Origin of the sequence: Brenneria corticis (genome assembly GCF_003115855.1) — a bacterium.
In the GTDB taxonomy this organism is placed as follows: Bacteria; Pseudomonadota; Gammaproteobacteria; order Enterobacterales; family Enterobacteriaceae; genus Brenneria; species Brenneria corticis.
On the sequence record NZ_KZ819090.1, the window covers coordinates 1 to 23417 of the forward strand.

The following is a 23417-nucleotide window of genomic DNA, read 5'->3' on the forward strand; positions in this document are numbered from 1 at the left end:
ACGAAATAGCGCTGAACTCACATATACCGTTAACAGTAAATATGTGCCTAAGAGACAGCCCCTGCGAAGGGGAGGGTTAGGGTGGGGTGAAATCACCGCTCCAGCGACGCCTGTTACTACATCCTCCCGGCCTCCCCCTTGCCAGGGGGAGGAGTTTACTTGCTCAGCCAAACAAACCAAAGGTTATAACTTACGCCCAAAAGTCATAACGCCGCCCCATTCCTCCCCTATAACATAGCGGTTATGATGCGCTATCGTCGCGGAACAGACATCCAGACATAAAGACAGCTATAAAACTGTCGCCCACTACATTGCTGATACACATGGAGCCGATAATGAAAAAATTTACCCCTGCACTGCTCGCGCTAAGTCTGGCGACCGCTTTCCCGGTATTCGCCGCCGAGACCGCCGCCGTTGCGCCACTCCCGCAGGCGCTGGCGCAGCGTGACGGCCCGGTGCGTATCGCGGTTATTCGTAATCTGGGGTCTGACGACAACACCACGCAGTTTATTTCCGGCGTGCTCGAAGAGGGTAAAAAGCTGGGCTTCAAGGTCAGCACCTTTCTGAGCAACGGCGACGACGCCCGCTTTCAGGATTTCGTCAATCAGGCCATCAGTCAGAAATACGACGGCATCATTCTGTCCCAGGGACGCGACCCCTACTCCACCGATTTGATCAAACGCATCGTCGACAGCGGCATCGCGGTTTCGGTGTTTGATACCGCCGTCAACGGCGAAATCCCCGGCGTGACCGTCTCTCAGCAGGATGACGCATCCCTCACCCACGGGTCGTTCGGTCAGTTGGTCAAGGACTTCAACGGCAAAGCCAACATCATCAAACTCTGGGTAGCCGGTTTCCCGCCGATGGAACGCCGCCAGATCGCCTATCAGCAGCTCCTTAAGGAAAATCCCGGCATCAAAGAGCTGGAATCCATCGGCGCGGTATCGTCGGACGTGCAGGGCGACACCGCCAACAAGGTCGGCGCGGTGCTGGCGAAATACCCGAAAGGCAAGATTGACGCCATCTGGGGCTCATGGGACGCATTCACCCAGGGGGCTTATAAGGCGCTGAAAGAAAACGGTCGCAGCGAAATCAAAATCTACAGCATCGATATCTCGAATCAGGACCTGCAGCTGATGCGCGAAGCCAACAGTCCGTGGAAAGTGAGCGTGGCGGTCGATCCCAAACTGATCGGCAAAGTCAACCTGCGCCTGGTGGCCAATAAAATCGCCGGAGAACCGACGCCGGCCACCTATGAATTCAAAGCCGCGGTGATCCCTCAGGCGCTGTTGGCCAGTCAGCCGGGCCCGGTAAACGTGGCCGGACTGAGCAAAATCATTCCCGGCTGGGGCCAGACCGATGATTTTATCGCCCCGTGGTTCGCCACGCTGGAAGCCCAGGCCAAGGCTAAATAACGACGGAGACCACCGATGGCATCACAACCCCTGCCGACGCCGGACTACAGCCGCAATATGCGGCTGATCGGACACAGCGACCAGGGCGGCAGACCCGATGGCGTGCAAGTCATGGTCCATCGCGGCTACGCCTATATCGGACATATGGTTTCGCAGGGCGTATCCATCGTTGACGTCCGTGATGCCAAAAATCCCCGGCCGGCCGGCTTTATCGCCGCGCCGCCCGGAACCTGGAACATACACCTGCAGGCGCACGATGATTTACTGCTGGTGGTCAACGCGCGGGATCTGTTCGCGGATGCCAGCTTCGCCGAAGAGAAAGTTTACTACACCCGTTCGGTCGCCGAGACGGTAAGCACCAAACAGCAGGGCAAAAGCTGGAGCGCCGGGCTGCGCATCTTTGATATTTCCACGCCGGATACGCCGCGCGAAATCAGCTTTCTGCCGCTGGACGGCATCGGCATCCACCGCATCTGGTACGTCGGCGGCCGCTGGGCCTATGTTTCCGCGCTGCTGGACGGCTACAGCGACTACATTTTCCTCACCATCGACCTGGCCGATCCGCGCCGTCCGGAGGTCGCCGGGCGCTACTGGCTGCCCGGCATGCATACCGCCGGCGGCGAAACCGCGAGCTGGCCGGAAGGAAAACGCTATGCGCTGCACCATGCCATTATCAGCGGCGATACCGCCTACGGCAGCTGGCGCGACGGCGGATTAACATTGCTGGACGTCAGCGATCGCCGTCATCCCACGCTTATCAGCCACCGCAACTGGAGTCCGCCATTCGGCGGCGGCACGCACACCGCGCTGCCGCTGCCGGATCGCGACCTGCTTATCGTGCTGGACGAGGCGGTGCTGGACAATCAGGAAGACGGCGAGAAGCTTATCTGGGTGTTTGATATTCGGGAACCGCGCAATCCGGTCAGCATCGCCACCTTCCCGCAGCCCAACGAAACGGATTATGTGAAAAAAGGCGCCCACTTCGGTCCGCATAACCTGCATGAAAACCGGCCGGGGAGCTTTATCAGCTCAGCGCTGATTTTCGCCACCTATCAGAACGCCGGCATCCGGGCTTACGATATCAGCAACCCTTATCAGCCGAAGGAAACCGGCGCGCTGGTGCCGGCGGCGCCGCAGAAAATGGTCGACAAACGCCCCGGCCGGCCGCGGGTTATCCAGTCCTGCGATGTGTTTGTCGATGCCGAGGGCATTATCTACAGCACCGACTACAACGCGGGCCTGTCGATCATCGAGTATCGCGGCTGACCGGACGACTGCGGATAGCGGCTATGTCGGATACCGCAGAGCGGTATGAAGAGGATCCCCGCCTGCGCGGGGACGACGGTGGTAATACTCGCAGGAGATGACCGGTGATAATCTTCGCCGCGGATAACATGATTGCCATTGGGCTCAGCCCAGCGCCAGAATGCTGACCCACATCGGTCCCTGCCCTACCGCATAACGCGCCAACGGCTGTAATGCGCCGTCCGCGGCGTTAATACGATACACCTCGATATGCTGGGATTTCTGTCCGGCGGAAATCAGGAATTCACCGCGATGGTCAATATTGAAACCGCGCGGTTGCGTCTCCGTCGGCTGATGCCCGCTTAAAGACAGCACGCTGCCGTCTTCCGATACCTGGAAAATGCTTAACAGGCTGGCGGTGCGGTCGCTGGTGTAAAGAAAGCGGCCGTCCGGCGTAATATGGATATCCGCCGCCCAGCGCGTATCGGCGAAATCGGCGGGCATCGCATCCAGCGACTGAACCCGCCGCGGCTTGCCGTCCGGCGCGTTAAGCTGGTAAACATCCACCGAGCTGTTCAGCTCGTTCACGCAGTAGACGAAACGCTGATTGGGATGGAACGCCATATGACGCGGTCCGGCGCCGGCGACGGTGGTCAAATCCGCCGGCTGATGCGCACTCAGTTCACCCGCGGCGCTCAAATCATACAGACGAATACGATCTTCTTTCAGACAGGGCGCCCACACCAGCGTATTGGTCGGGTCGATATTGGTGGAATGACAGCCTTCCAGACCGTCCAACTGCTGGATCGGCGCGCCCGCCAGACCGTTTTCATCGATCGGACTAACGCTGACGCTGGCGCCGCTGTAGGAGGCGCTGAACAGGAAACGCCCCTGGCGATCGGTAGAGAGGTGCGTGGGGCTGCCGGGTAACGGCGCCGACCCGGCCTCGGTCAACAGGCCCTTGTTATCAATACGGTAACTGATAACGCGAAACGCCGGACGCACGCCCACGTACAAATGACGTCTATCGGGCGCAATCACCATCGGCTGTACCTGTCCGGGCGCTTCAACCACCTGTAATAACGTCAGTTCGCCGCGGGCGCCAAGTTGCCACACATGGATCTGCTGGCTCTCCGGACTGGCGACATAAACTACTTGCTGCATCCTATTCTCCTTTACATTCATGCGAATTTTACTGCTCAGGCATACGTAGAATTTTTATCAAAAGCAGAGATGAGTCATCTTTCTCATATTTTGCGCAACCTGACTTACGGTGTACCATCATTGCCCATACCTTTATTCTACAACCACTTTACGAGACTACTATGGCCTATCGTGTAATTGCGCTCGATCTCGACGGAACGCTTCTGGATCGACAGAAAAGAATCTTGCCGGAATCACTTGCCGCATTAGCGCTGGCGCGCCAGCAAGGTATCAAAGTGGTTATCGTTACCGGCCGCCATCATTCGGCGATCCATCCTTTTTACCAGGCGCTGCAACTCGATACCCCCGCCATCTGCTGCAACGGGACCTACGTGTACGACTATCTGTCGGGTCAGGCGTCTCATACCAGCCCGCTTTCCGCCGATCAGGCGCGAAGCGTACTGGCGCTGCTGCAAAAATTCGCCATCCACGGTCTGATGTACGCCGATGACGCCATGTATTACCAGCATCCGACCGGACATGTTACCCGCACCCAGGCCTGGGCCGCTTCATTGCCGGAACTGCAGCGCCCGTCGTTCATACAGGTCGGGGATTTGGCGCAACAGGCGGATTTATCGCACGCCATCTGGAAGTTCGCCACCCACCACGCGGATATCCCTACCTTAAACGATTTCTCCGGCGCCGTGGAGCAAGAACTCGGTTTAGCCTGCGAGTGGTCGTGGCAGGATCAGGTGGACATCGCGCAAACCGGCAATAGCAAGGGTAAGCTGCTGCGCCAATGGGTTGAAGAGCAAGGCATACGCATGCAGGAGGTTGTCGCCTTTGGCGATAACTTTAACGATCTCAGCATGCTTAAGAGCGCCGGACTCGGCGTGGCGATGGGCAACAGCGCGGATGAAATCAAAGCCTGCGCCGATCTGGTTATCGGCCATAACGAAGAGCCCGGCATCGCCGAGGTGATCCATAGCAGAGTGCTGAGATAAAAAAACGCCAGCGGCGATTTTTCCCGTTATTTGTTTTTATTCTGCTCGATTTGTAACTGCGCCCGCCGGGTTGCCTGTTGCAACCGCTTCACCAGAACAGCTCGCGGCGGCAGGCTTGTCAGGTATTCAGCGACGTGGATACCTGACTTGTTCAGTTCCAGCAGTTCAATCTGCTCGGATTTCTTCCCGGTACAAAGAATGATGCCTAAAGGCGGCGCTTCCTGTGGCTCACGTTCGTATTTATCCAGCCAGCGCAGGTAAAGCTCCATCTGTCCCTTGTAGGCGGCCTTGAACTCACCCACTTTCAATTCAACCGCGACCAGACGCCGCAGCTTACGGTTGTAAAACAAAAGGTCTAGATGGAAGTCCTCGTTGTCGATCTGGATGCGTTTCTGACGGGCGACGAAAGTAAATCCGACGCCAAGCTCCAACAGAAAGGACTCCATTTCCCGGACAATTGCCCCTTCAAGATCGTGTTCCTGCCAGCTATCACGCAGTCCCAGGAAATCGAGGATATAGGGATCGCGCATGACCAACGCTGGCGACATTCGCTGGTCATCGTGCAGCGTTGCCAATTCCTGTGCGATTAATTCATCCGGTTGCAGTGACAGCGCCGTACGCTCGTAGAGCATTGAGTCAATACGCTCACGTAACGTTCGTACACTCCAGCGTTCGGTGCTAGCCATGTGTGCGTAGTATTCCCGCTGCATAGACTCTTTAAGCGGTAGCAACAGGACAAAATGAGACCAGCTCAATTGTCGCGACAATGTCGCGACAATTTGTTCGTCCGAAAAGACAGTCGCGAATTTGACCATCCGGCGCAAGTTCTTCTCCGCGAATCCGCGACCGTAGTCGTGAACCAACTGAGTCGCCAGGGCTGGTACGATTTCTGCCCCATAGTCAGCTCGCTGGCCCGCCAGAATCTCCATGTGAATACGATATCCAATGCGCCAGAATAACAGAGTCAGTTCGGCATTAACGGCCGAAACAGCGCGCTGACGCGATGTTGCGATCAGTGTTCGAATATCGCCTAGCAAAGCCGATGATTCGGCGTGAGTAACGGATGCCTTACGTTTGATCATACGGCTCCTCCCTGAACTTATTGTGTCACCGTGATAGCCTTACGCCGACCACCCGTTCGGCTGTCTTGCGCACGGATTTGCGCCATCGGGACGATAGCCCCACACTTTGGACAGATTGCGTAAAACGCTAAGGGTACGGTTCGCTTGACGAAGTTGTGGGCAATATTCTTCAACATTGCCGCCACATGCGGCCTCTGTACGTCCATGTCTATGACTTGCATCCGCTCCAGAATCGGGATGAGGTTACTATCGATAACAGCCTGATAGCCATCCTAGGCGTTGGGCTTATTGTGAACTTTGGAATAGTCCTCCATAAATTTTGTAAATCTCCAAGAGCGTTTTTTAACGCCGCTTGCGGCGGCCCGCAGGGCCGCGGGCAGGACTCCTGCCCTGGCGGATACCGCGTCTTCAGGGGGTGATCGACACGCTTTTTACCTGCGCATAGAGCGTCAGATTCGGGCGCAGCGCCAGATCGTCCCGCGCCCAGGGGGTAATTCTCGCCCACAGGATTTGCTCGCCGACGGCGAGCTTCACCTCGATTTGATCCTCGACCTCAATACACTCCACCACCCTGGCCGGCAGTATATTGCGGATGCTGCTCACCTGCGGCGGCTGGAGCACCAGCGACACATCCGCGGCGTTAATACGGATGCGCAGCGGCGTATTAACCGGCGCGTCAACCTTCCCCACCCACAGGCGCCGGTCGCCCAGCGACAGCGCCGTCATCGCGTAGCGGTCATGGTGATCCAGCACGCGCACATTGAGTATGCTGCTCTGCTCTTCCCGCGGCAGCCAGGGACGTAACGCGCTGCTGGCCCAGACCTCCTCCAGCAGACCCTGCGCTTTTACTTTGCCCCGGTCCAGCACCAGCACCCGATCCGCCAGCCGCAGAATTTCCTCCATGCTGTGGCTGACATACAGAATGGGAATATTCACTTCTTTCGCCAGCCGCTCCAGATAAGGCAGCAGCTCGCGCTTGCGCGGCAGATCGAGGGAGGCCAGCGGCTCATCCATCAGCAGCAGTTGGGGAGCGGTCAATAATGCGCGGCCGATCGCCACGCGCTGCTTTTCACCGCCGGATAACGTCAGCGGATAGCGATTGAGCAGCGGTGCGATTCCCAACAGCGCGACAATATCATCAAACTGTTTGCCCATGGCCGCGGCCATGCCATAACGCAGATTACCGCGTACGCGATAGTGAGGGAAAAGGCGCGCATCCTGAAAAACATAGCCGATATGACGCTTTTCCGGCGGCAGGAAAATTCCCTGCCCGGTATCCGCCAACACGCGATCGTTAAGCAGGATACGCCCCGAGTCGAGCCGGGTTAAGCCGACAATGGCATTGATTAACGACGTTTTCCCCGCGCCGGAGACGCCAAAAACGGCGGTAATGCCGCTGGCGGGTAAATCCTCTTTAACGCTGAGCTTCAGATCGCCAAGCTGCTGGTTAAAATCGAGTTGCAGCATTATTCCCCCAACCGCTTACGGCTCCAGCGCGTCAGCCATTCCGACAATAATAACGACACCAGCGAGAGCGCAATCGCGATAACGCACAGCCGCGCGGCGGCGGATTCCGCGCCGGGCGTTTCGATCAGCGTATACATCGCCAGCGGGATGGTTCGCGTCTCCCCCGGAATATTGGAAACAAAAGTGATGGTGGCGCCGAACTCGCCCAGAGAGCGGGCGAAAGCCAGAACCGTGCCGACCACAATGCCGGGAAAAGAGAGCGGCAGGGTAATGGTGAGAAATACCCGCCAAGGCGCGGCGCCCAGCGTGCGCGCCGCCTGCTCAAGACGCCGGTCCACCGCTTCCAGCGACAAACGTATCGCTCTGACCATCAGGGGAAAAGCGACAATCGCCGACGCCAGCGCCGCGCCGCGCCAGCTGAAACTGAAGCTGAAACCAAACCAGTCATACAGCCAGACGCCAATCACCCCCCGGCGCCCCATCGCCACCAGCAATAGATAACCGATGACCACCGGCGGCAACACCAGCGGCAGATGGATTACGCTATCCAGCAGGGATTTACCGGGAAACCGGCAGCGCACCAGAATCCACGCCATCAGTATCCCCAGCGGCAGGCTGCAAATCACCGCCACAACCGAAACCTTGAGGCTCAGCTCAACCGCCTGCCACTCGTAGTCGCTTAACATCATTAACGGGGGGTAAATCCATAGCGTTTAAACACCGCGGCGGCCTGCGGCGTTTTCAGATAGGCGTAAAAGGCGCTGACCGCCGGGTTTTGACGATCTTTTACTATCGCCACCGGGTATTCCACCGGTTTATGGCTGCCGGCCGGGAATTGCCCGACAACCTTGACTTTATTACTGGCGATCGCGTCGGAACCATACACGATACCCAAGGGCGCCTCTTCGCGTTCAACCAGCGCCATGGCGGCGCGTACGCTATTCGCCCGCGCCATCAGAGGAGAAAGTTCATCCCACGCCTTCAGGTTTTGCAGCGCTTCTTTGGCATAGATGCCGGCCGGAACGTGGTCCGGGTCGCCAACCGCCAGACGCCCGCCTTGCAGCAGGCTTTTCCAGTCGGTTTTATCATTGATGGCGATCTCTTTTTGCTGACTGCTCTTGGGAGCAATCACCACCAGTTCATTACCTAACAGCGTATGGCGGCTATCCGCGTCGATCAGATTTTTATCCTGAACATAATCCATCCACTGCTGATCGGCGGAGATAAACAGCTCCGCCGGCGCCCCCTGCTCAATCTGCCGGGCCAGGGTTGACGATGATGCAAATGAAGCGACAACCGCAACGTTTTGCTCTTTCTGATACTGTGCCGCAATCTCTTGCAGCGCGTTAGTCAGCGACGCCGCGGCGAATACCGTCACCTTTTCTTCCGCCGCCATTGCCGGAACCGCCATGCCTGCGCTGAGCACCAGCGCCGCCAACCCTTTCAACCATTGCCGTTTCATTTCTATCTCCCGACCATCACCGTTGTGTAATTGATGATATAACGATAATTCCACCAGTGTCCATGTGGTTTAACGGCAATTTGCGCAAACATCAGGAAAAGCGCCCGGCGGCGTGCCGGGCGTCAGAATCGAGGGATCGAAAGTAAATCAATGGAGGGGGGGCGGACCCCACCCCAACCCTTCCCTTCGCAGGGGAGGGAGTTTGGTCTCCTCCCCCTGACAAGGGAGGGAGCAACGATTATAGCTCCTCCCCCTGACAAGGGGGAGGCCGGGAGGGGGTCGTAACGGCAAGGCGCTGAACTTTGTCAAAGCCTGAAATCAATACTGCTTTTTAGCCTTGTGCTCTTCGGTATGACCAATTTTGGAAATAACGTTAAACACTTCGCCCAGACCGTAAATGGCGCCCAGAATAATCGCCATCATCACCGGTACCATGGCGATTGCAAACAGCAGGCTTATTAATAAATCCAACATGCTTACCTCACTTATCGAACGGCTACCGTTACTTCAGTCGCTTACTCAACGAACGGTTTCACCGTAAGCTATCATAATCTTCGATCAGGAGTGTACCTCAACAAGAGAAAATAGCGCTGCCATTTGTGCGATTTGCCCCTGATGAAGAAAATGGCGACAATACAAACCATTAAAACCAGGCATCACTTACCCGGGCCCTTAGCCATGCAAGCTGAAATCCTCCTTACCCTGAAACTCCAGCAGCGTCTATTTGCCGATCCGCGCCGCATCGAATTGCTGAAACAGGTTCGTCATAGCGGATCAATCAGTCAGGGAGCCAAAATGGCCGGGATCAGCTATAAAAGCGCCTGGGACGCCATCAACGAAATGAATCAGCTGGCCGAGCAAACCCTGGTTGAGCGCATGACCGGCGGAAAAGGCGGCGGCGGCGCCCGCATAACAGGCTATGGCGAACGGCTGATTCAGCTTTATGACCTGCTGGGGCAAATTCAGCAAAAAGCCTTCAATGTCCTGCAGGAAGACAGTTTGCCGCTGGATAGCCTGCTGGCCGCCATCGCCCGTTTTTCTCTACAAACCAGCGCCAGAAATCAGTTTTTTGGCACCGTGCTAGCCCGCAGCGATCGACCGGTGCAGCAGCATCTGGACATTTTGCTCGCGGATGGTAAAACCACCATCGGCGCGTTGATTACCCGGCAAAGCGCCGAACGTTTACAGCTCCGACCGGGTAAAGAAGTGCTGGCGCTGATTAAGGCGCCGTGGGTGAATTTACGCGCCGGGTCGTCCCCGGATGCGCCAGCGGACAACGTGCTGCATGGGCGTATCGCCGACATTCAGCCCGGCGCTGAAAACAGCGAAGTGCTGGTGACGCTGGCCGGAGGGGAAACGCTGTGCGCCACCGTCCCCAATGAGGTGGTCTCGCAACAGCAGCTCAGACAGGATGGCGATGTCAGCGCTTATTTCGACGCCGATAAAGTCATTATCGCCACGCTCTGTTAAACCTTGGCCGACAGGCCGTAAAATCCTGCATTCTCAGATTGCCGCCCGATTCGCTGACGAAGGATAGAAAATGTCGTTATTACATATATCGCAAGGGTTATTCCGGCTGAGTGATACCCGTATGCTGCGTCTGGATGAACTGACGCTGAGGAAAAATCAGTGCTGGGCGTTTGTCGGCGCAAACGGCAGCGGGAAATCGGCGCTGGCGCGGGCGCTGTCCGGCGAATTACCGCTGCTGAGCGGTGAACGCCGCTGCGATTTTCAGCGTGTCGTCCGCTTGTCGTTTGAGCAACTGCAGCAGTTGGTCGCCGAGGAATGGCAGCGTAATAATACCGATATGCTGAGCGCCGACGAAGACGATACCGGGCGCACCACCGCCGAGGTGATTCAGGATAGGGTAAAAGATCGGACTCGCTGTCAACAGCTTGCCCGTCAGTTTGGCATTGAACCGCTGCTGGAGCGCCGCTTCAAGTATCTTTCCACCGGCGAAACGCGCAAGACCATGCTGTGTCAGGCGCTGATGCCGCAGCCGGATCTGCTGATTCTCGACGAACCCTTCGACGGGCTTGACGTCGCCTCCCGCGGGCAACTTGCCGCGCAGTTGCCCGAGCTGGCCGCCCAGGGATATACGCTGGTGCTGATACTGAATCGGTTTGACGATATTCCTGGTTTTATCAATCACCTGGGCATTCTTGCCGACTGTACGCTGACCCGCATCGGAGAACGCGAGCAGATCCTCTCGGAAGCCCTTATCGCCCAGTTGGCCTACGGCGAGAAACTGTCGGGCAGCGTCCTTCCCGAAGCGGAAAATCTCCGTGAGCACGCAAGGCTTCCCGCCGACCAACCGCGCATCACGCTGCGCAACGGGGTCGTGCAGTATAACGATCGCCCGATACTGCACGGGCTGAACTGGGAGGTGCTGCCCGGCCAGCACTGGCAGATCGTCGGCCCGAACGGCGCGGGAAAATCCACCCTGCTGAGCCTGATTACCGGCGACCACCCGCAAGGCTACAGTAACGATCTCACGCTGTTTGGCCGCCGGCGCGGCAGCGGAGAAACCATCTGGGATATCAAACGGCATATCGGTTACGTCAGCAGCAGCCTGCATCTTGATTATCGCGTCAGCGTCAGCGTACGTAACGTTATCCTGTCCGGCTTTTTTGATTCGATCGGCATTTATCAGGCCGTTTCCGACCGCCAGCGCCAGTTGACCGGGCAATGGCTGACCCTGCTGGGCCTGAACGGTCCCCTCGCGGATGCGCCGTTCCAGGCATTGTCCTGGGGGCAACAGCGACTGGCGCTGATCGCCAGAGCGCTGGTTAAACACCCGGCATTGCTGATCCTCGATGAACCGTTGCAGGGGCTGGATCCCCTTAACCGCCAGCTGGTGCGCCGCTGGCTGGATATCCTGATTGGGGAAGGCGATACGCAACTGCTGTTCGTCTCCCACCACGCCGAGGACGCGCCGCAGTGCATTACCCACCGGCTAACCTTTGTCGCCAAAGATGAGGTGTATGACTACCAAACGGAAGAAATCCCTCCCGCTTCACGGCGAGAAAAGGCTGAAAAATAGAGATCCTCAGGATTCCGATTGCTTTCCCGGCATAAAGTCACAATCCTATAACGCTCGTACGTGGAAATATTAGTAGTGATAACGATACCATTCAAAAAATCTCCACGTAGCAAAAGCGGCTATCTAAACTTTTTACTTACGTTTATTTGTTAAAATAATCATCGATAACGGACGCTGTTTTCGCTGTAGATCACCTTTTTCAGCCGCCAGCCATGTTATTTTTGCTGAAACGTCACAATAGAGGTCATTATGAACGTTCTTGTTACTGGTGGAAGCGGTTACATTGGCAGCCATACCTGCGTACAGTTACTGGCCGCCGGGCATCATCCCATCATTCTCGACAATTTATGCAACAGCAAAGCCAGCGTGGTTAAAACCATCACGCAATTGACGGGTAAAACTCCCGATTTTTACCAGGGCGACATCCGCGACGGCGCGTTGCTGAATGATATTTTTTCCCGCCACGCCATTGATTCGGTGATCCACTTTGCCGGCTTGAAAGCCGTAGGGGAATCCGTCCGCAAACCGATCGACTACTATGACAACAACGTCTACGGTACGCTGGCGCTGGTCGAAGCCATGAAGCAGGCCGGGGTGAAAAATCTGATTTTCAGCTCCTCCGCCACGGTTTACGGCGACCAGCCGCGCATTCCCTATCAGGAGAGCTTCCCGACGGGCCATCCCGCCAGCCCATATGGCCGCAGCAAACTGATGGTCGAGCAGATTTTACAGGATTTGCAGCATGCGGAGCCAGAGTGGAGCATTACCCTGCTGCGCTATTTCAATCCGGTCGGCGCCCATCCTTCGGGCGAAATGGGCGAAGATCCGCAGGGGATCCCCAACAATCTGATGCCCTATATCGCCCAGGTTGCGGTCGGGCGCCGTGAATCGCTGGCCATTTTCGGCAATGACTACCCGACGGAGGACGGCACCGGCGTGCGCGATTATATCCACGTTGTCGATCTGGCCGACGGCCACGTTGCGGCGATGAATACGCTGCAAAACCGCGCCGGGGTGCATATTTACAATCTGGGCGCCGGCGTCGGCTACAGCGTTTTGCAGGTGGTTGAGGCTTTCAGTCAGGCATGCGGCAAGCCGGTTGCCCATCACTTCGCCCCGCGCCGTCAGGGCGATCTGGCCGCCTACTGGGCCGATGCGCAAAAAGCCGCCGACGACCTGAACTGGCGGGTAAAACGTTCGCTGCAAGAGATGGCGCAGGATACCTGGCGCTGGCAATCCGCCCATCCTAACGGCTACCCGGACTAACTTGATGAGCCACAGGAGCAAACGATGCTGAATGAAAAAACCGCGGCGCCGGATGGCCGGCCGTTTCAGTTGACCTGGTTACAGAATGCGGCCGGTATGCGCGTTTGCCTGATGGACTGGGGCGCCACCTGGCTTTCCTGCCAGCTTCCCATCCAGGACGGCGTCCGGGAGGTGCTGCTGGGCTGCGCGTCGCCGGATCAATATCCACGACAAAGCGCCTATCTCGGCGCATCGATCGGCCGTTACGCCAACCGTATCGCCAACGCCACGATCCGTCGCGGTGATGAGATCTTCCACCTGGCCGCCAATCAGGACCAGCATCAGCTGCACGGCGGACCGCAAGGATTCCACACCCGGCGCTGGCGCACTCTCAGTCAGGATGCGTCGCACGTCACCTACCAGCTCTATTCGCCGGATGGCGATCAGGGCTATCCGGGTCAGCTTAACGCCCAGGTATGTTATCGGCTGAGCGAAAATAACGCGCTGGAAATCGTCTATCAGGCCACCGCTGAGAAACCCTGTCCGGTGTGCCTGACCAATCACGCCTATTTTAACCTTGACGGCAGCCCGGGCGACGTACGCCAACATCAGTTGCAACTGTTCGCGGATTATTATCTGCCGGTAAACCCCGCGGGTATCCCCGGCGACCATCTTGCTCAGGTACAGGGCGGCGGGATGGATTTCCGACAGCCTAAAACGCTGGCCAAGGACTTTCTGCGCGACCAGGATCAGCTTGCCGTCAGCGGCTACGATCATGCCTATCTGTTGCACGGCACCTGCGGCGCCAGTGAAAGTCCGGCGGCGAATCTGTGGTCGTCCGATAGGCGGGTGTTAATGAGCGTATTTACCAGCGCCCCCGCCTTACAGCTCTACAGCGGAAACTTTCTGGCCGGCACGCCGTCGCGAGAAGGCGGCAGCTATGAAAATTACGCCGGGATAGCGCTGGAAAGCGAATTTCTGCCGGACAGCCCCAACCACCCGGAGTGGCCGCAGCCAGACTGCTGGCTGCGGCCGGGACAGGTTTACCGCTCCGATACGACTTACCAGTTTTTTTCGCAATAGCCGACGGCATGCCGCCGCCGTTATTGCCGAATCGTCGTCCCCGTGGCCGTAGGCGGGGACCCGCTTCCACCGGCGCCCCGGCGTTACAGAAAATACCCTGCCCCGCCAATTTACAAATCTCTTCAATTCCGCGCTTGCCCGGCACAAATCCCGGCGATTACACTGGCATAACGCTCTGTAAGGAAACGTTATGTCAGCATCTCGTTTATCGCCGTCGTTCATTCATCATCTGCGCAACAAAGGCAGGTGGGGATGGCTGTTGGCGTTATGCTGGCTGTTTCTGAATGCGCAACTGGCCATCGCCGGGCATCAATGCGATTTGGCCGTCAGCCCTGATTCCCCGCTGATGCAGCATCAGGCGCATCTGCAACAGACAACCTCTCACCATCACCATGATGCGTTGCCGAAACCCGCGGCCGACCAGCAAACGCCGCTGTGCGAAAAACACTGCGTGCCGGACTCCATCAAGAAGGACAATGCCTCCCAGGTGTTGTTGGCTATTCCGGTCAGCAGCGAACTGGTCCTGGCCGGTCAACCGCATGCGGTAAACTGCGCCAGCGAGGCCTGGCTTTCCCCCCCCGCCGCCGGTCCCCCGGCCGAAATCCGTTTCTGCCGCTTTAGAGAATAGCTCCACTATTGATGACCAACCTGCGCCATCTGGCGTAATTGATTGTTATTCATCGTTTTTATGGAGCTATTATTATGCGTATCACTCATACGGCGTTTCTCGCCTGTCTGCTTGTCTCTTCCCCGCTGTGGGCTAACGACCATCAGCACCACGCCGCGATCCCTGCGGATACCGCCGCCAAGACCTATCAGGCCAGCGGTACGGTTAAACAGTGGAACGCCGACAGCGTCACCATCGCCCACGGTCCGATCGCCGATTTGCATTGGCCGGCGATGACCATGGCGTTCCGGCTGCCGCAGCCGCCCGGCAAATTTGCGCCGTTGCCGGCGGAGACCCCCGTCGCGTTCAGTTTTATCCAAAGCGACGGCGGCTATACCCTGACCGCGATTACGCCACAGCAAAAATAAGCGGGGAACGAACATGAACATATCCAAGCAGCTCTCAACCAGAGCGTGGCTGGTGATGTTGCTGTGGCTGCCCGTCGCCTCCTTTGCGGCGGATCTGGACCTTGAACAGGCTTTACAGGCGGCGGAACGCTATTCCGCCGACTTGTCGGCCAATCAGCACCAGATCCGCGCGCTGCAAAACATGGCCGACTCCGCCACGCAGCTCCCCGATCCGCAACTCAAGTTCGGCGTGGAAAACCTGCCGTTAGGCGGCAATAACGGCAGCCGCCTGACGCGTGAAGGCATGACGATGCAGCGTATCGGCGTTATGCAAACCTATGTCAGCAGCACCAAACGCGACAACAAGGCGCGGACTTTCCGCGTGGAAGCCGACAGCCTGCGCAGCAATCACGACATCATTCGCGCCCGGCTGCAACGGGAAACCGCTCAGGCCTGGCTGGAACTGGCGCTGTCGAGACAGGCGCTGCAAGACGTGCGCTCGCTGGTCAACGAAAGCCAGCGGCAGATCGCATTGCAAAAAGCCGGCGTCGCCGCGGGAGGAGAAGCCAGCAGCGTGCTGGATGCCCGCCTGACGCTGGCGGAGATGCAGGATAAATTGGCCGATGCCGAACGGGACGTGCAGATAGCGAAAGCGCGAATGGTGCAGCTTACCGGCGTGCCGGATATCAACGTGCGCGGCGCGCTGCCCCGCATCGAACGTTTACCCGCCTCCCCTGACCAACTGAGTAAAACCATCCACCTGCACCCGGAAATGCAGCTGGCGCAGCGCGAATCCGAACTGGCTCAGGCGCGCTCGGCGCAGTCCGCGGTGGCGGCCATCCCCGACGTGGGCGTCGAGATCTATTACGCCAAACGCGGAGATAACTACGACGATATGGCCGGCATGATGGTGACGGTCGACCTGCCGCTGTTTAAATCCCAACGGCAGGATAAAGACTACGCCGCCGACGTGGCCCGCAGCCAGGAGGCCCGCGACCGAGTGCTGTTGACCGGCCGGGAGCATCAGGCGCAGCTCGATACGCTGATAGCGCAGTATCAGGCGGCCCAGTCACGCTGGCTGCGCCAGAAAAATGAGGTGCTTCCCCTCCAGCAGCAGCGCAACAAGCTGATGCAGGCCCAGTATCAGTCCGGCGGCAGCAACCTTGCCGACGTACTGGAGGCGCGACGCGCCATGCTGGAAAGCCAAATCGCCACGCTGAACGCCACGCGGGAAATGGCGCAGCTTTGGGCGGCCATTCGCTATCTGACGCCACAGGGGAACCCATTACAATGAATAAGCCATTAACTCTCGGCCTGCTTACCCTGGCGATCGTCAGCGCTGTCGGCGGCGGTTATTTCTGGGGCAGCCAGCAATATCGGACGGCGGCGCCCGCCTCTCCGGCGGAGGCCGAACGTCCCGTGCTGTACTGGTACGATCCGATGGTACCCGATAAACGCTTCGATAAACCGGGTAAATCTCCGTTTATGGACATGCAGCTGGTGCCGCGTTACGCCGATGAGGCGCAGGACGACGGCGGCGTGACCATCAGCGCCCGCCAGCAGCAGAATCTGGGGGTGCGCACCGCCCGGGCGGAAATACGCACCGTCAACGCGCAAACGTCGGGCTATGGCACCGTGGCGCTGAATGAACGCGGTCTGCGCACGCTGGTCGCCCCCAGCGGCGGCATTGTCGAACAGCTTGCGGTGAACGCGCCGCAACAGCAGGTGAAGCAAGGGGAAACGCTGGCTACGCTGTGGAACCCGGCATGGGCGGCGGCGCAGCAGGAGTATCTGGCGGTGCGGCAGTTCGGCGACTCTTCGCTGACGCAGGCGGCGCGGCAAAAGCTGGCGCTGTCGTTTATGCCGGAAGCGGTGATTCGCCAGGTGGAGCGCAGCGGCAAGCCGCAGCCGCGTATGACGATTACCGCGCCGCAGGCCGGTTACGTGAATAAGCTGGAAGTGCGCGCCGGGATGCAGCTCACCCCGGCGCAGCCGTTATTCGAGTTGGCAAGTCTGGACCCGGTCTGGGTGGAAGTGGATTACCCGGAAGCCCAGGCCGCGCAGTTGAGCGTCGGCAGCGAGGTGGTCGCCAGCAGCAGCGCCTGGCCGGGGAAAACCTTCAGCGGAAAAGTCAGCGAGCTGCTGCCGGTGCTGGATAGCGCCACCAGAACGCTGAAAGCCCGCGTCATCCTGGAGAACCCCGAGCATCAGCTAAAACCGGGCATGTACCTCTCCGTACGGATTGCCGGCCCGCAGCCGCAACGGCTATTGATGATACCGCAACAGGCCTTGCTGGTGAGCGGCAGCCACAACCGGGTATTGCTGAGCGCAGGGGACGGCCATTTCGTGCCGCGCAACGTCACCGCCGGCATCACCCACAACGACTGGACGGAAATCACCGCCGGGCTGAACGAAGGCGATAACGTCGTGACGTCAGGTCAGTTCCTGATTGACTCCGAGGCCAGCCTGCGCAGCTCGCTTGCCCAGTTTGGCGATGAGCGGCAGGAGAACGGGCAGGCCGGCGGCGGTGCGACGACTGGCTATCAGACACAGGGGGTGATCAAGGCTATCAACGGCAATCAGCTCACCATCGAGCATGATGCCGTGCCGGCGCTTAACTGGTCGCCGATGACCATGGATTTCACCCTGCCGCCAGAGGGCCTGCCGCCGGGTATCGGCATCGGCAGCCAGGTCGGCTTCCAGTTCCGCATGGACGACAGCGGCATTCATATTCAGCAGATCTCGCCCCTTGACGCGTCCCACGCCGGGCATGGAGGCCACCAATGATCGCCTACGTTATCCGCTGGTCGTTGAAAAACCGGCTGCTGGTGCTGCTGGCCGCGTTGCTTATGGCGGCCTGGGGGGTAATTTCCCTGCAGAAAACGCCGCTGGACGCCCTCCCCGATCTTTCCGACGTACAGGTCATCATCCGCGTCAGCTATCCGGGCAAAGCCCCTCAGGTGGTGGAAAATCAGGTTACCTATCCGCTGACCACCACCATGCTGTCGGTGCCGGGGGCGAAAACGGTGCGCGGCTTCTCGATGTTCGGCGATGCCTACGTCTATATTCTGTTCGAGGACGGCACCGATCCTTACTGGGCGCGCTCCCGGGTGCTGGAATACCTCAGCCAGGTGCAGTCCAGCCTGCCGGCGGAAGCCAAAACCGCGCTGGGGCCGGATGCCACCGGCGTCGGCTGGATCTATGAATACGCCCTGGTGGACCGCAGCGGTAAGCATAGTCTGGCCGATCTGCGCGGCCTGCAGGACTGGCTGCTCAGGTTCGAACTGAAAACCGTGCCTAACGTCGCCGAGGTCGCCAGCGTCGGCGGCATGGTGAAGCAGTACCAGGTGGTGGTCGATCCCGAGCGGATGCGCACGCAGAATATTACCCATCAGCAGATTATCAGCGCCATTCAGGCGGCGAATCAGGAGAGCGGCGGCTCGGTGCTGGAGCTGGGGGAAGCGGAATATATGGTGCGCACCTCCGGCTATCTGCACAGCGCGCAGGATTTCAATCAGGTAGTGATTACCGTGCGTAACGGCATTCCGGTATTGCTGCAAGACGTCGCCACCCTGCGGGAAGGGCCGGAAATGCGCCGGGGCATCGCCGAGCTGAATGGTGAAGGGGAAGTGGCGGGCGGCATCATTGTGCTGCGCTATGGCAAAAACGCCCTGGAAACCCTGCATGCGGTCAAGGCGCGGCTAAATGAAATCCAGAAAAGCCTGCCCGCCGGGGTGGAAATCGTCTCCACCTACGACCGCTCCCAGCTGATTGAACACGCCATCGAAACGCTCAGTCACAAGTTACTGGAAGAGTTTGCGGTGGTGGCGGTGATCTGCGCCCTGTTTCTGTTTCATTTCCGCTCGGCGCTGGTGGCGATTATCAGCCTGCCGTTGGGCATCCTCGGGGCGTTTATTATCATGCGCTATCAGGGGGTGAACGCCAACATCATGTCGCTGGGCGGGATCGCCATCGCCATCGGCGCCATGGTGGACGCGGCCATCGTCATGATAGAAAACATGCACAAGGTGGTTGAGCAGTGGCGTCACGATCACCCGGGGGAAACGCCGCGCGAGAAGGACTGGTGGCGACTGACCGAGCGCGCCGCCACCGAAGTCGGCCCGGCGCTGTTTTGCAGCCTGCTGATCATCACGCTGTCGTTTGTGCCGGTATTTTCGCTGGAAGCGCAGGAGGGGCGTATGTTTTCCCCGCTGGCTTTCACCAAAACCTATGCGATGGCGGTGGCCGCCGGGCTGGGGATCACCCTGGTGCCGGTGCTGATGGGCTATTTCGTGCGCGGGAAAATCCCCGATGAGCAGGCTAATCCGCTCAATCGCTGGCTGATCGCCGCCTATCACCCGGTGCTGCAGAAAGTGCTGAGCTACCCCAAAACCACCCTGCTGATTTCCGGCGCCTTACTGCTGCTGACCCTGTTCCCCCTCAGCCGCCTCGGCAGTGAATTTATGCCGCCGCTGGATGAGGGGGATCTGCTGTATATGCCGTCGACCCTGCCCGGTATCTCCGCCCGGGAAGCGGCGCGGCTATTGCAGCAGACCGACCGGCTGATCAAAACCGTTCCCGAGGTCGAGTCGGTTTTTGGTAAAGCCGGCAGAGCGGAAACCGCCACCGACCCCGCGCCGCTAACCATGCTGGAAAGCACCATTCGCCTGAAACCGCGCGACCAGTGGCGATCGGGAATGACCATGGACAAGCTGATCGCCGAGCTGGACGCCACCGTCAGCCTGCCGGGGATCGCCAACGTCTGGGTGCCGCCGATCCGCAACCGTCTGGATATGCTGGCGACCGGCATCAAAAGCCCGGTGGGCATCAAGGTGAACGGCAATAACCTGCAGGATATCGAACGTATCGCGGCGCAAATCGAACGGGTGGTGAAAAACGTGCCGGGCGTGACGTCCGCCCTGGCCGAACGTCTGGCCGGCGGCCGCTATATCGATATCGATATCGACCGCCAGCGGGCCGCCCGCTACGGCGTGTCGGTGGAGGAGTTGCAGTCGCTGGTGGCGACGTTGATCGGCGGGCAGAATATCGGCGAAACCATTGAAGGGCGCCAACGCTACCCCATCAATATCCGCTATCCGCGCGAACTGCGCGACTCGCTGGAAAAGCTGCGGGATTTGCCGGTGGTGACGGAGAGCGGCGCCCGCGTTACCCTGGCCGAACTGGCGAATATCCGCGTCAGTGAAGGTCCGCCGATGCTGAAAAGCGAGAACGGCCGACTGTCCGACTGGATTTATGTCGACCTGCGCGGCCGGGATCTGAAATCGGCCGTAGAGGAAATGCAGCAGGTCGTTGCGCAGCAGGTAACGCTGCCGGAAGGGGTTTCGCTCAGTTGGTCGGGGCAGTTCGAATATCTGGAGCGCGCGACGGAGAAAATGAAAATTGTCGTTCCCTTCACGCTGCTGATTATTTTCGTGCTGCTGTACGTCACCTTTAACCGGGTCAAGGATGCCCTGCTGATTATGGCGACCCTGCCCTTTGCGCTGATCGGCGGCGTCTGGCTGCTGTATATCCTCGGCTATAATCTCTCTGTGGCCGGCGCGGTGGGATTTATCGCCCTGGCGGGCGTCTCGGCCGAATTTGGCGTTATTATGCTGCTGTATCTCAATCATGCGGTGGAAAAACATCGCCTGCCGGGACAGCCGTTATCACGGCGGCAGCTGATGGACGCCATCCACGAAGGGGCGGTACTGCGGGTGCGGCCGAAAATGATGACCGTCGCGACGATTATGGCCGGCCTGCTGCCCATTATGTGGGGCGGCGGCAGCGGTTCGGAAATCATGCAGCGCATCGCCGCGCCGATGATCGGCGGAATGGTCAGCGCGCCGCTGCTTTCCATGCTGGTGATCCCGGCGGTGTATCTGTTATTGCATAAGAACGATGCGCGATAGCTGAAACGATAAAGCCGGAGCGTGATTTTGAACAAATATCGGGCTGATAAATCACGCTGCCGGCGACTATCGATTGCCGATAACCGCTGTCCGCCCCTATAATGAAGCCAATTATCACAGAAATCTTAGCACATGAAGGAGTTTAGCTATGGCTGTAACTAAGCTGGTACTGGTACGACACGGTGAAAGTCAGTGGAACAACGAAAACCGTTTCACCGGCTGGTACGACGTTGATCTGTCCGACAAGGGCCGTACAGAAGCGAAAGCCGCAGGCAAGTTGCTTAAAGACGAAGGTTTTTCCTTTGACTTCGCATACACCTCCGTGCTGAAACGCGCCATCCATACGCTGTGGAGCATACTGGACGAGCTGGATCAAGCCTGGCTGCCGGTGGAAAAGTCCTGGAAGCTGAACGAGCGTCATTACGGCGCGCTGCAGGGGCTGAACAAAGCGGAAACCGCTGAGAAATACGGCGACGATCAGGTAAAACAGTGGCGTCGCGGCTTTGCGGTTACGCCGCCGGAACTGACTCGCGATGACGAGCGTTTCCCGGGGCACGACCCGCGTTACGCCTCTCTGAGCGACAAAGAGCTGCCGCTGACCGAAAGCCTGGCGCTGACCATTGAGCGCGTGGTTCCCTACTGGAACGAAACCATTCTGCCGCGCATCAAAAGCGGCGAGCGCGTGGTTATCGCCGCTCACGGCAACTCGCTGCGCGCGCTGGTTAAATACCTGGATAACCTGGGCGAAGATGAAATTCTTGAGCTGAATATCCCGACCGGCGTGCCGTTGGTGTATGAGTTTGATGAAAACTTCAAGCCTATCAAACGCTACTATCTGGGCAACCAGGATGAAATCGCCGCTAAAGCGGCGGCGGTAGCCAATCAGGGTAAAGCCAAGTAAGTATCCTGAACCGATAAAAAATCGCCGGGAGCGATTTTCAACGTCGCTTGCGACGGCCCGCCAGGGTGACGGGCAGGAAGCCCGTCATAAAAAACCCGGCGCTGGCGCCGGGTTTCAGAGCGTTGACGAAGTAGCCGTTAGTAATAGCAAATCCACATCCGTCATTCCTGCCGGTCCCCGCCTCCACGAGGAGGAATCTTCCTGATATCAACGCGCTACCTGAAAGTAGATCCCCGCCTGCGCGGGGATGACTATTTCTAAGTGGTTTTTTATTGACCGCAATTCAGCTTATTGGCTGCGGCGATCGCGCACCGCGGCCGCCAGGCGGCGCAGCAGCACGTCGGTATCTTCCCAGCCGATACAGGCATCCGTCACGCTCTTGCCGTATACCAGCGGCTCGCCGCCTTCCAGGTTCTGGCTGCCTTCCACCAGATGGCTTTCCACCATCACGCCCACAATCGCTTTTTCGCCCTGCGCGATCTGGCGGCCGACGTCTTCACCCACTTCCATCTGCTTTTTGAACTGCTTGCTGCTGTTCGCATGGCTGAAGTCGATCATCACCTGCGGCGACAGCCCGGCTTTTTCCAGGCCGCTCTTCACCTCTTTAACGTGCTCCGCGCTGTAGTTCGGCGTTTTGCCGCCGCGCAGAATAATGTGGCAATCGCGGTTGCCGCTGGTATTAACGATGGCCGAATGTCCCCACTTGGTGACCGACAGGAAGCAGTGCGGCGCGCTGGCGGCGTTAATCGCGTCGATCGCCACCTTGATGGTGCCGTCGGTGCCGTTCTTGAAACCGACCGGGCAAGACAGGCCGGAAGCCAGTTCACGGTGCACCTGGGATTCGGTGGTCCGGGCGCCGATGGCGCCCCAGCTCATCAGGTCCGCCAGATATTGCGGGGTGATCATATCCAGAAACTCGCCCGCGGCCGGCATGCCGGCATCATTGATATCCAGCAGCAGTCGGCGGGCAATGCGCAGACCGTCATTGATCTGGAAGCTGTGATCCATATGCGGATCGTTAATCAACCCTTTCCATCCGACCGTGGTGCGCGGCTTTTCAAAATAAACCCGCATCACCACTTCCAGATCGTCACTCAGTTCATGACGCAGCTTAAGCAGACGGGCGGCATATTCCTTGGCGGCTTCCGGGTCGTGAATAGAGCAAGGGCCGATAACCACCAGCAGGCGGTCGTCATTGCGGTTAAGAATTTTGTGAATGGCGGAACGCGCGAGCGATACCGTTTCTGCGGCATGGTCGGTGGCCGGGAATTTCTCCAGCAGCGCCACTGGCGGCAAAAGTTCCTTAATTTCTTTAATCCTTAAATCATCATTTTGGTAATTCATCGTCATTCCATCAATTCCAGGGCGGTATTCTGCACCGCCCTCAATGCGCCATCCCTATGC

Annotated in this window: 20 protein-coding genes; 13 read left to right on the forward strand and 7 right to left on the reverse strand. The window is 58.5% G+C overall.

Annotation, left to right across the window (positions count from 1 at the left end):
- Positions 1–335 precede the first annotated feature (335 nt).
- Both DDT56_RS18705 and DDT56_RS18710 read left to right on the forward strand, forming a co-directional pair.
- A complete protein-coding gene (locus tag DDT56_RS18705; protein WP_136167932.1) occupies positions 336–1415 on the forward strand; it encodes a sugar ABC transporter substrate-binding protein in 1080 nt (359 codons plus the stop codon).
- Between the two features lie 15 nt (positions 1416–1430).
- Positions 1431–2681: an LVIVD repeat-containing protein gene (locus DDT56_RS18710; RefSeq protein ID WP_136167933.1), complete on the forward strand. Its 1251-nt coding sequence runs from the start codon at positions 1431–1433 to the stop codon at positions 2679–2681.
- A 144-nt stretch (positions 2682–2825) separates the two neighbouring features.
- Here the strand turns inward: DDT56_RS18710 and pgl are convergent, their stop codons facing one another.
- Entirely contained in the window at positions 2826–3824 is a 999-nt protein-coding gene (gene pgl, locus DDT56_RS18715) for a 6-phosphogluconolactonase (RefSeq protein ID WP_136167934.1), read from the reverse strand.
- A gap of 161 nt (positions 3825–3985) precedes the next feature.
- On the opposite strand from pgl, the gene DDT56_RS18720 reads away from it, so the two are divergent.
- A complete protein-coding gene (locus DDT56_RS18720) occupies positions 3986–4807 on the forward strand; it encodes a pyridoxal phosphatase (RefSeq protein ID WP_136167935.1) in 822 nt (273 codons plus the stop codon).
- A gap of 26 nt (positions 4808–4833) precedes the next feature.
- Here the strand turns inward: DDT56_RS18720 and DDT56_RS18725 are convergent, their stop codons facing one another.
- From DDT56_RS18725 to DDT56_RS18745, 5 genes are all read right to left on the reverse strand, one after another.
- A complete protein-coding gene (locus tag DDT56_RS18725; protein ID WP_136167936.1) occupies positions 4834–5889 on the reverse strand; it encodes a PDDEXK nuclease domain-containing protein in 1056 nt (351 codons plus the stop codon).
- Between the two features lie 408 nt (positions 5890–6297).
- A complete protein-coding gene (gene modC / locus DDT56_RS18730) occupies positions 6298–7356 on the reverse strand; it encodes a molybdenum ABC transporter ATP-binding protein ModC (RefSeq protein WP_136167937.1) in 1059 nt (352 codons plus the stop codon).
- Entirely contained in the window at positions 7356–8045 is a 690-nt protein-coding gene (gene modB, locus DDT56_RS18735) for a molybdate ABC transporter permease subunit (protein ID WP_136167938.1), read from the reverse strand. Before modB ends, modC begins: the two co-directional genes overlap by 1 nt.
- Positions 8045–8818, reverse strand: coding sequence for a molybdate ABC transporter substrate-binding protein (gene modA, locus DDT56_RS18740; protein ID WP_136167939.1), 774 nt, complete (start codon positions 8816–8818; stop codon positions 8045–8047). The genes modB and modA overlap by 1 nt, the downstream gene beginning before the upstream one ends.
- A 318-nt stretch (positions 8819–9136) precedes the next feature.
- Positions 9137–9292 (reverse strand): AcrZ family multidrug efflux pump-associated protein, encoded by a 156-nt coding sequence (locus tag DDT56_RS18745; protein ID WP_136167940.1) that lies wholly within the window; start codon positions 9290–9292, stop codon positions 9137–9139.
- A 204-nt stretch (positions 9293–9496) separates the two neighbouring features.
- Here DDT56_RS18745 and modE point away from each other — a divergent pair, with 204 nt between their 5' ends.
- From modE to gpmA, 10 genes are all read left to right on the forward strand, one after another.
- Positions 9497–10288 (forward strand): molybdenum-dependent transcriptional regulator, encoded by a 792-nt coding sequence (modE, locus tag DDT56_RS18750; RefSeq protein ID WP_136167941.1) that lies wholly within the window; start codon positions 9497–9499, stop codon positions 10286–10288.
- A 70-nt stretch (positions 10289–10358) separates the two neighbouring features.
- A complete protein-coding gene (gene modF / locus DDT56_RS18755) occupies positions 10359–11861 on the forward strand; it encodes a molybdate ABC transporter ATP-binding protein ModF (protein WP_136167942.1) in 1503 nt (500 codons plus the stop codon).
- A 249-nt stretch (positions 11862–12110) separates the two neighbouring features.
- Positions 12111–13127: a UDP-glucose 4-epimerase GalE gene (gene galE / locus DDT56_RS18760; protein ID WP_136167943.1), complete on the forward strand. Its 1017-nt coding sequence runs from the start codon at positions 12111–12113 to the stop codon at positions 13125–13127.
- A gap of 24 nt (positions 13128–13151) precedes the next feature.
- Positions 13152–14189 (forward strand): galactose-1-epimerase, encoded by a 1038-nt coding sequence (gene galM, locus DDT56_RS18765; RefSeq protein ID WP_136167944.1) that lies wholly within the window; start codon positions 13152–13154, stop codon positions 14187–14189.
- A gap of 190 nt (positions 14190–14379) precedes the next feature.
- The gene (locus DDT56_RS18770; RefSeq protein WP_136167945.1) at positions 14380–14817 is read left to right on the forward strand and encodes a hypothetical protein; all 438 of its coding nucleotides are present in this window, start codon (positions 14380–14382) and stop codon (positions 14815–14817) included.
- A 74-nt stretch (positions 14818–14891) separates the two neighbouring features.
- Positions 14892–15224, forward strand: a complete 333-nt coding sequence (locus DDT56_RS18775; protein WP_136167946.1) for a copper-binding protein — start codon at positions 14892–14894, stop codon at positions 15222–15224.
- A 13-nt stretch (positions 15225–15237) separates the two neighbouring features.
- The gene (locus DDT56_RS18780) at positions 15238–16497 is read left to right on the forward strand and encodes a TolC family protein (RefSeq protein ID WP_136167947.1); all 1260 of its coding nucleotides are present in this window, start codon (positions 15238–15240) and stop codon (positions 16495–16497) included.
- Complete coding sequence (locus DDT56_RS18785; protein ID WP_136167948.1) at positions 16494–17990, forward strand: efflux RND transporter periplasmic adaptor subunit; 1497 nt, start codon at positions 16494–16496, stop codon at positions 17988–17990. The genes DDT56_RS18780 and DDT56_RS18785 overlap by 4 nt, the downstream gene beginning before the upstream one ends.
- Positions 17987–21112: an efflux RND transporter permease subunit gene (locus DDT56_RS18790; protein ID WP_136167949.1), complete on the forward strand. Its 3126-nt coding sequence runs from the start codon at positions 17987–17989 to the stop codon at positions 21110–21112. The genes DDT56_RS18785 and DDT56_RS18790 overlap by 4 nt, the downstream gene beginning before the upstream one ends.
- 148 nt (positions 21113–21260) lie before the next feature.
- A complete protein-coding gene (gene gpmA, locus DDT56_RS18795) occupies positions 21261–22013 on the forward strand; it encodes a 2,3-diphosphoglycerate-dependent phosphoglycerate mutase (protein ID WP_136167950.1) in 753 nt (250 codons plus the stop codon).
- 288 nt (positions 22014–22301) lie between these two features.
- Here gpmA and aroG read toward each other — a convergent pair whose 3' ends face one another.
- Positions 22302–23357: a 3-deoxy-7-phosphoheptulonate synthase AroG gene (gene aroG / locus DDT56_RS18800; RefSeq protein WP_136167951.1), complete on the reverse strand. Its 1056-nt coding sequence runs from the start codon at positions 23355–23357 to the stop codon at positions 22302–22304.
- Positions 23358–23417 lie beyond the last annotated feature (60 nt).

Coding starts and splice junctions, on each gene's coding strand:
- DDT56_RS18705 (WP_136167932.1), top strand. CDS start 336: ATGAAAAAATTTACCCCTGCACTGCTCGCGCTAAGTCTGGCGACCGCT.
- DDT56_RS18710 (WP_136167933.1), top strand. CDS start 1,431: ATGGCATCACAACCCCTGCCGACGCCGGACTACAGCCGCAATATGCGG.
- pgl (WP_136167934.1), bottom strand. CDS start 3,824: ATGCAGCAAGTAGTTTATGTCGCCAGTCCGGAGAGCCAGCAGATCCAT.
- DDT56_RS18720 (WP_136167935.1), top strand. CDS start 3,986: ATGGCCTATCGTGTAATTGCGCTCGATCTCGACGGAACGCTTCTGGAT.
- DDT56_RS18725 (WP_136167936.1), bottom strand. CDS start 5,889: ATGATCAAACGTAAGGCATCCGTTACTCACGCCGAATCATCGGCTTTG.
- modC (WP_136167937.1), bottom strand. CDS start 7,356: ATGCTGCAACTCGATTTTAACCAGCAGCTTGGCGATCTGAAGCTCAGC.
- modB (WP_136167938.1), bottom strand. CDS start 8,045: ATGATGTTAAGCGACTACGAGTGGCAGGCGGTTGAGCTGAGCCTCAAG.
- modA (WP_136167939.1), bottom strand. CDS start 8,818: ATGAAACGGCAATGGTTGAAAGGGTTGGCGGCGCTGGTGCTCAGCGCA.
- DDT56_RS18745 (WP_136167940.1), bottom strand. CDS start 9,292: ATGTTGGATTTATTAATAAGCCTGCTGTTTGCAATCGCCATGGTACCG.
- modE (WP_136167941.1), top strand. CDS start 9,497: ATGCAAGCTGAAATCCTCCTTACCCTGAAACTCCAGCAGCGTCTATTT.
- modF (WP_136167942.1), top strand. CDS start 10,359: ATGTCGTTATTACATATATCGCAAGGGTTATTCCGGCTGAGTGATACC.
- galE (WP_136167943.1), top strand. CDS start 12,111: ATGAACGTTCTTGTTACTGGTGGAAGCGGTTACATTGGCAGCCATACC.
- galM (WP_136167944.1), top strand. CDS start 13,152: ATGCTGAATGAAAAAACCGCGGCGCCGGATGGCCGGCCGTTTCAGTTG.
- DDT56_RS18770 (WP_136167945.1), top strand. CDS start 14,380: ATGTCAGCATCTCGTTTATCGCCGTCGTTCATTCATCATCTGCGCAAC.
- DDT56_RS18775 (WP_136167946.1), top strand. CDS start 14,892: ATGCGTATCACTCATACGGCGTTTCTCGCCTGTCTGCTTGTCTCTTCC.
- DDT56_RS18780 (WP_136167947.1), top strand. CDS start 15,238: ATGAACATATCCAAGCAGCTCTCAACCAGAGCGTGGCTGGTGATGTTG.
- DDT56_RS18785 (WP_136167948.1), top strand. CDS start 16,494: ATGAATAAGCCATTAACTCTCGGCCTGCTTACCCTGGCGATCGTCAGC.
- DDT56_RS18790 (WP_136167949.1), top strand. CDS start 17,987: ATGATCGCCTACGTTATCCGCTGGTCGTTGAAAAACCGGCTGCTGGTG.
- gpmA (WP_136167950.1), top strand. CDS start 21,261: ATGGCTGTAACTAAGCTGGTACTGGTACGACACGGTGAAAGTCAGTGG.
- aroG (WP_136167951.1), bottom strand. CDS start 23,357: ATGAATTACCAAAATGATGATTTAAGGATTAAAGAAATTAAGGAACTT.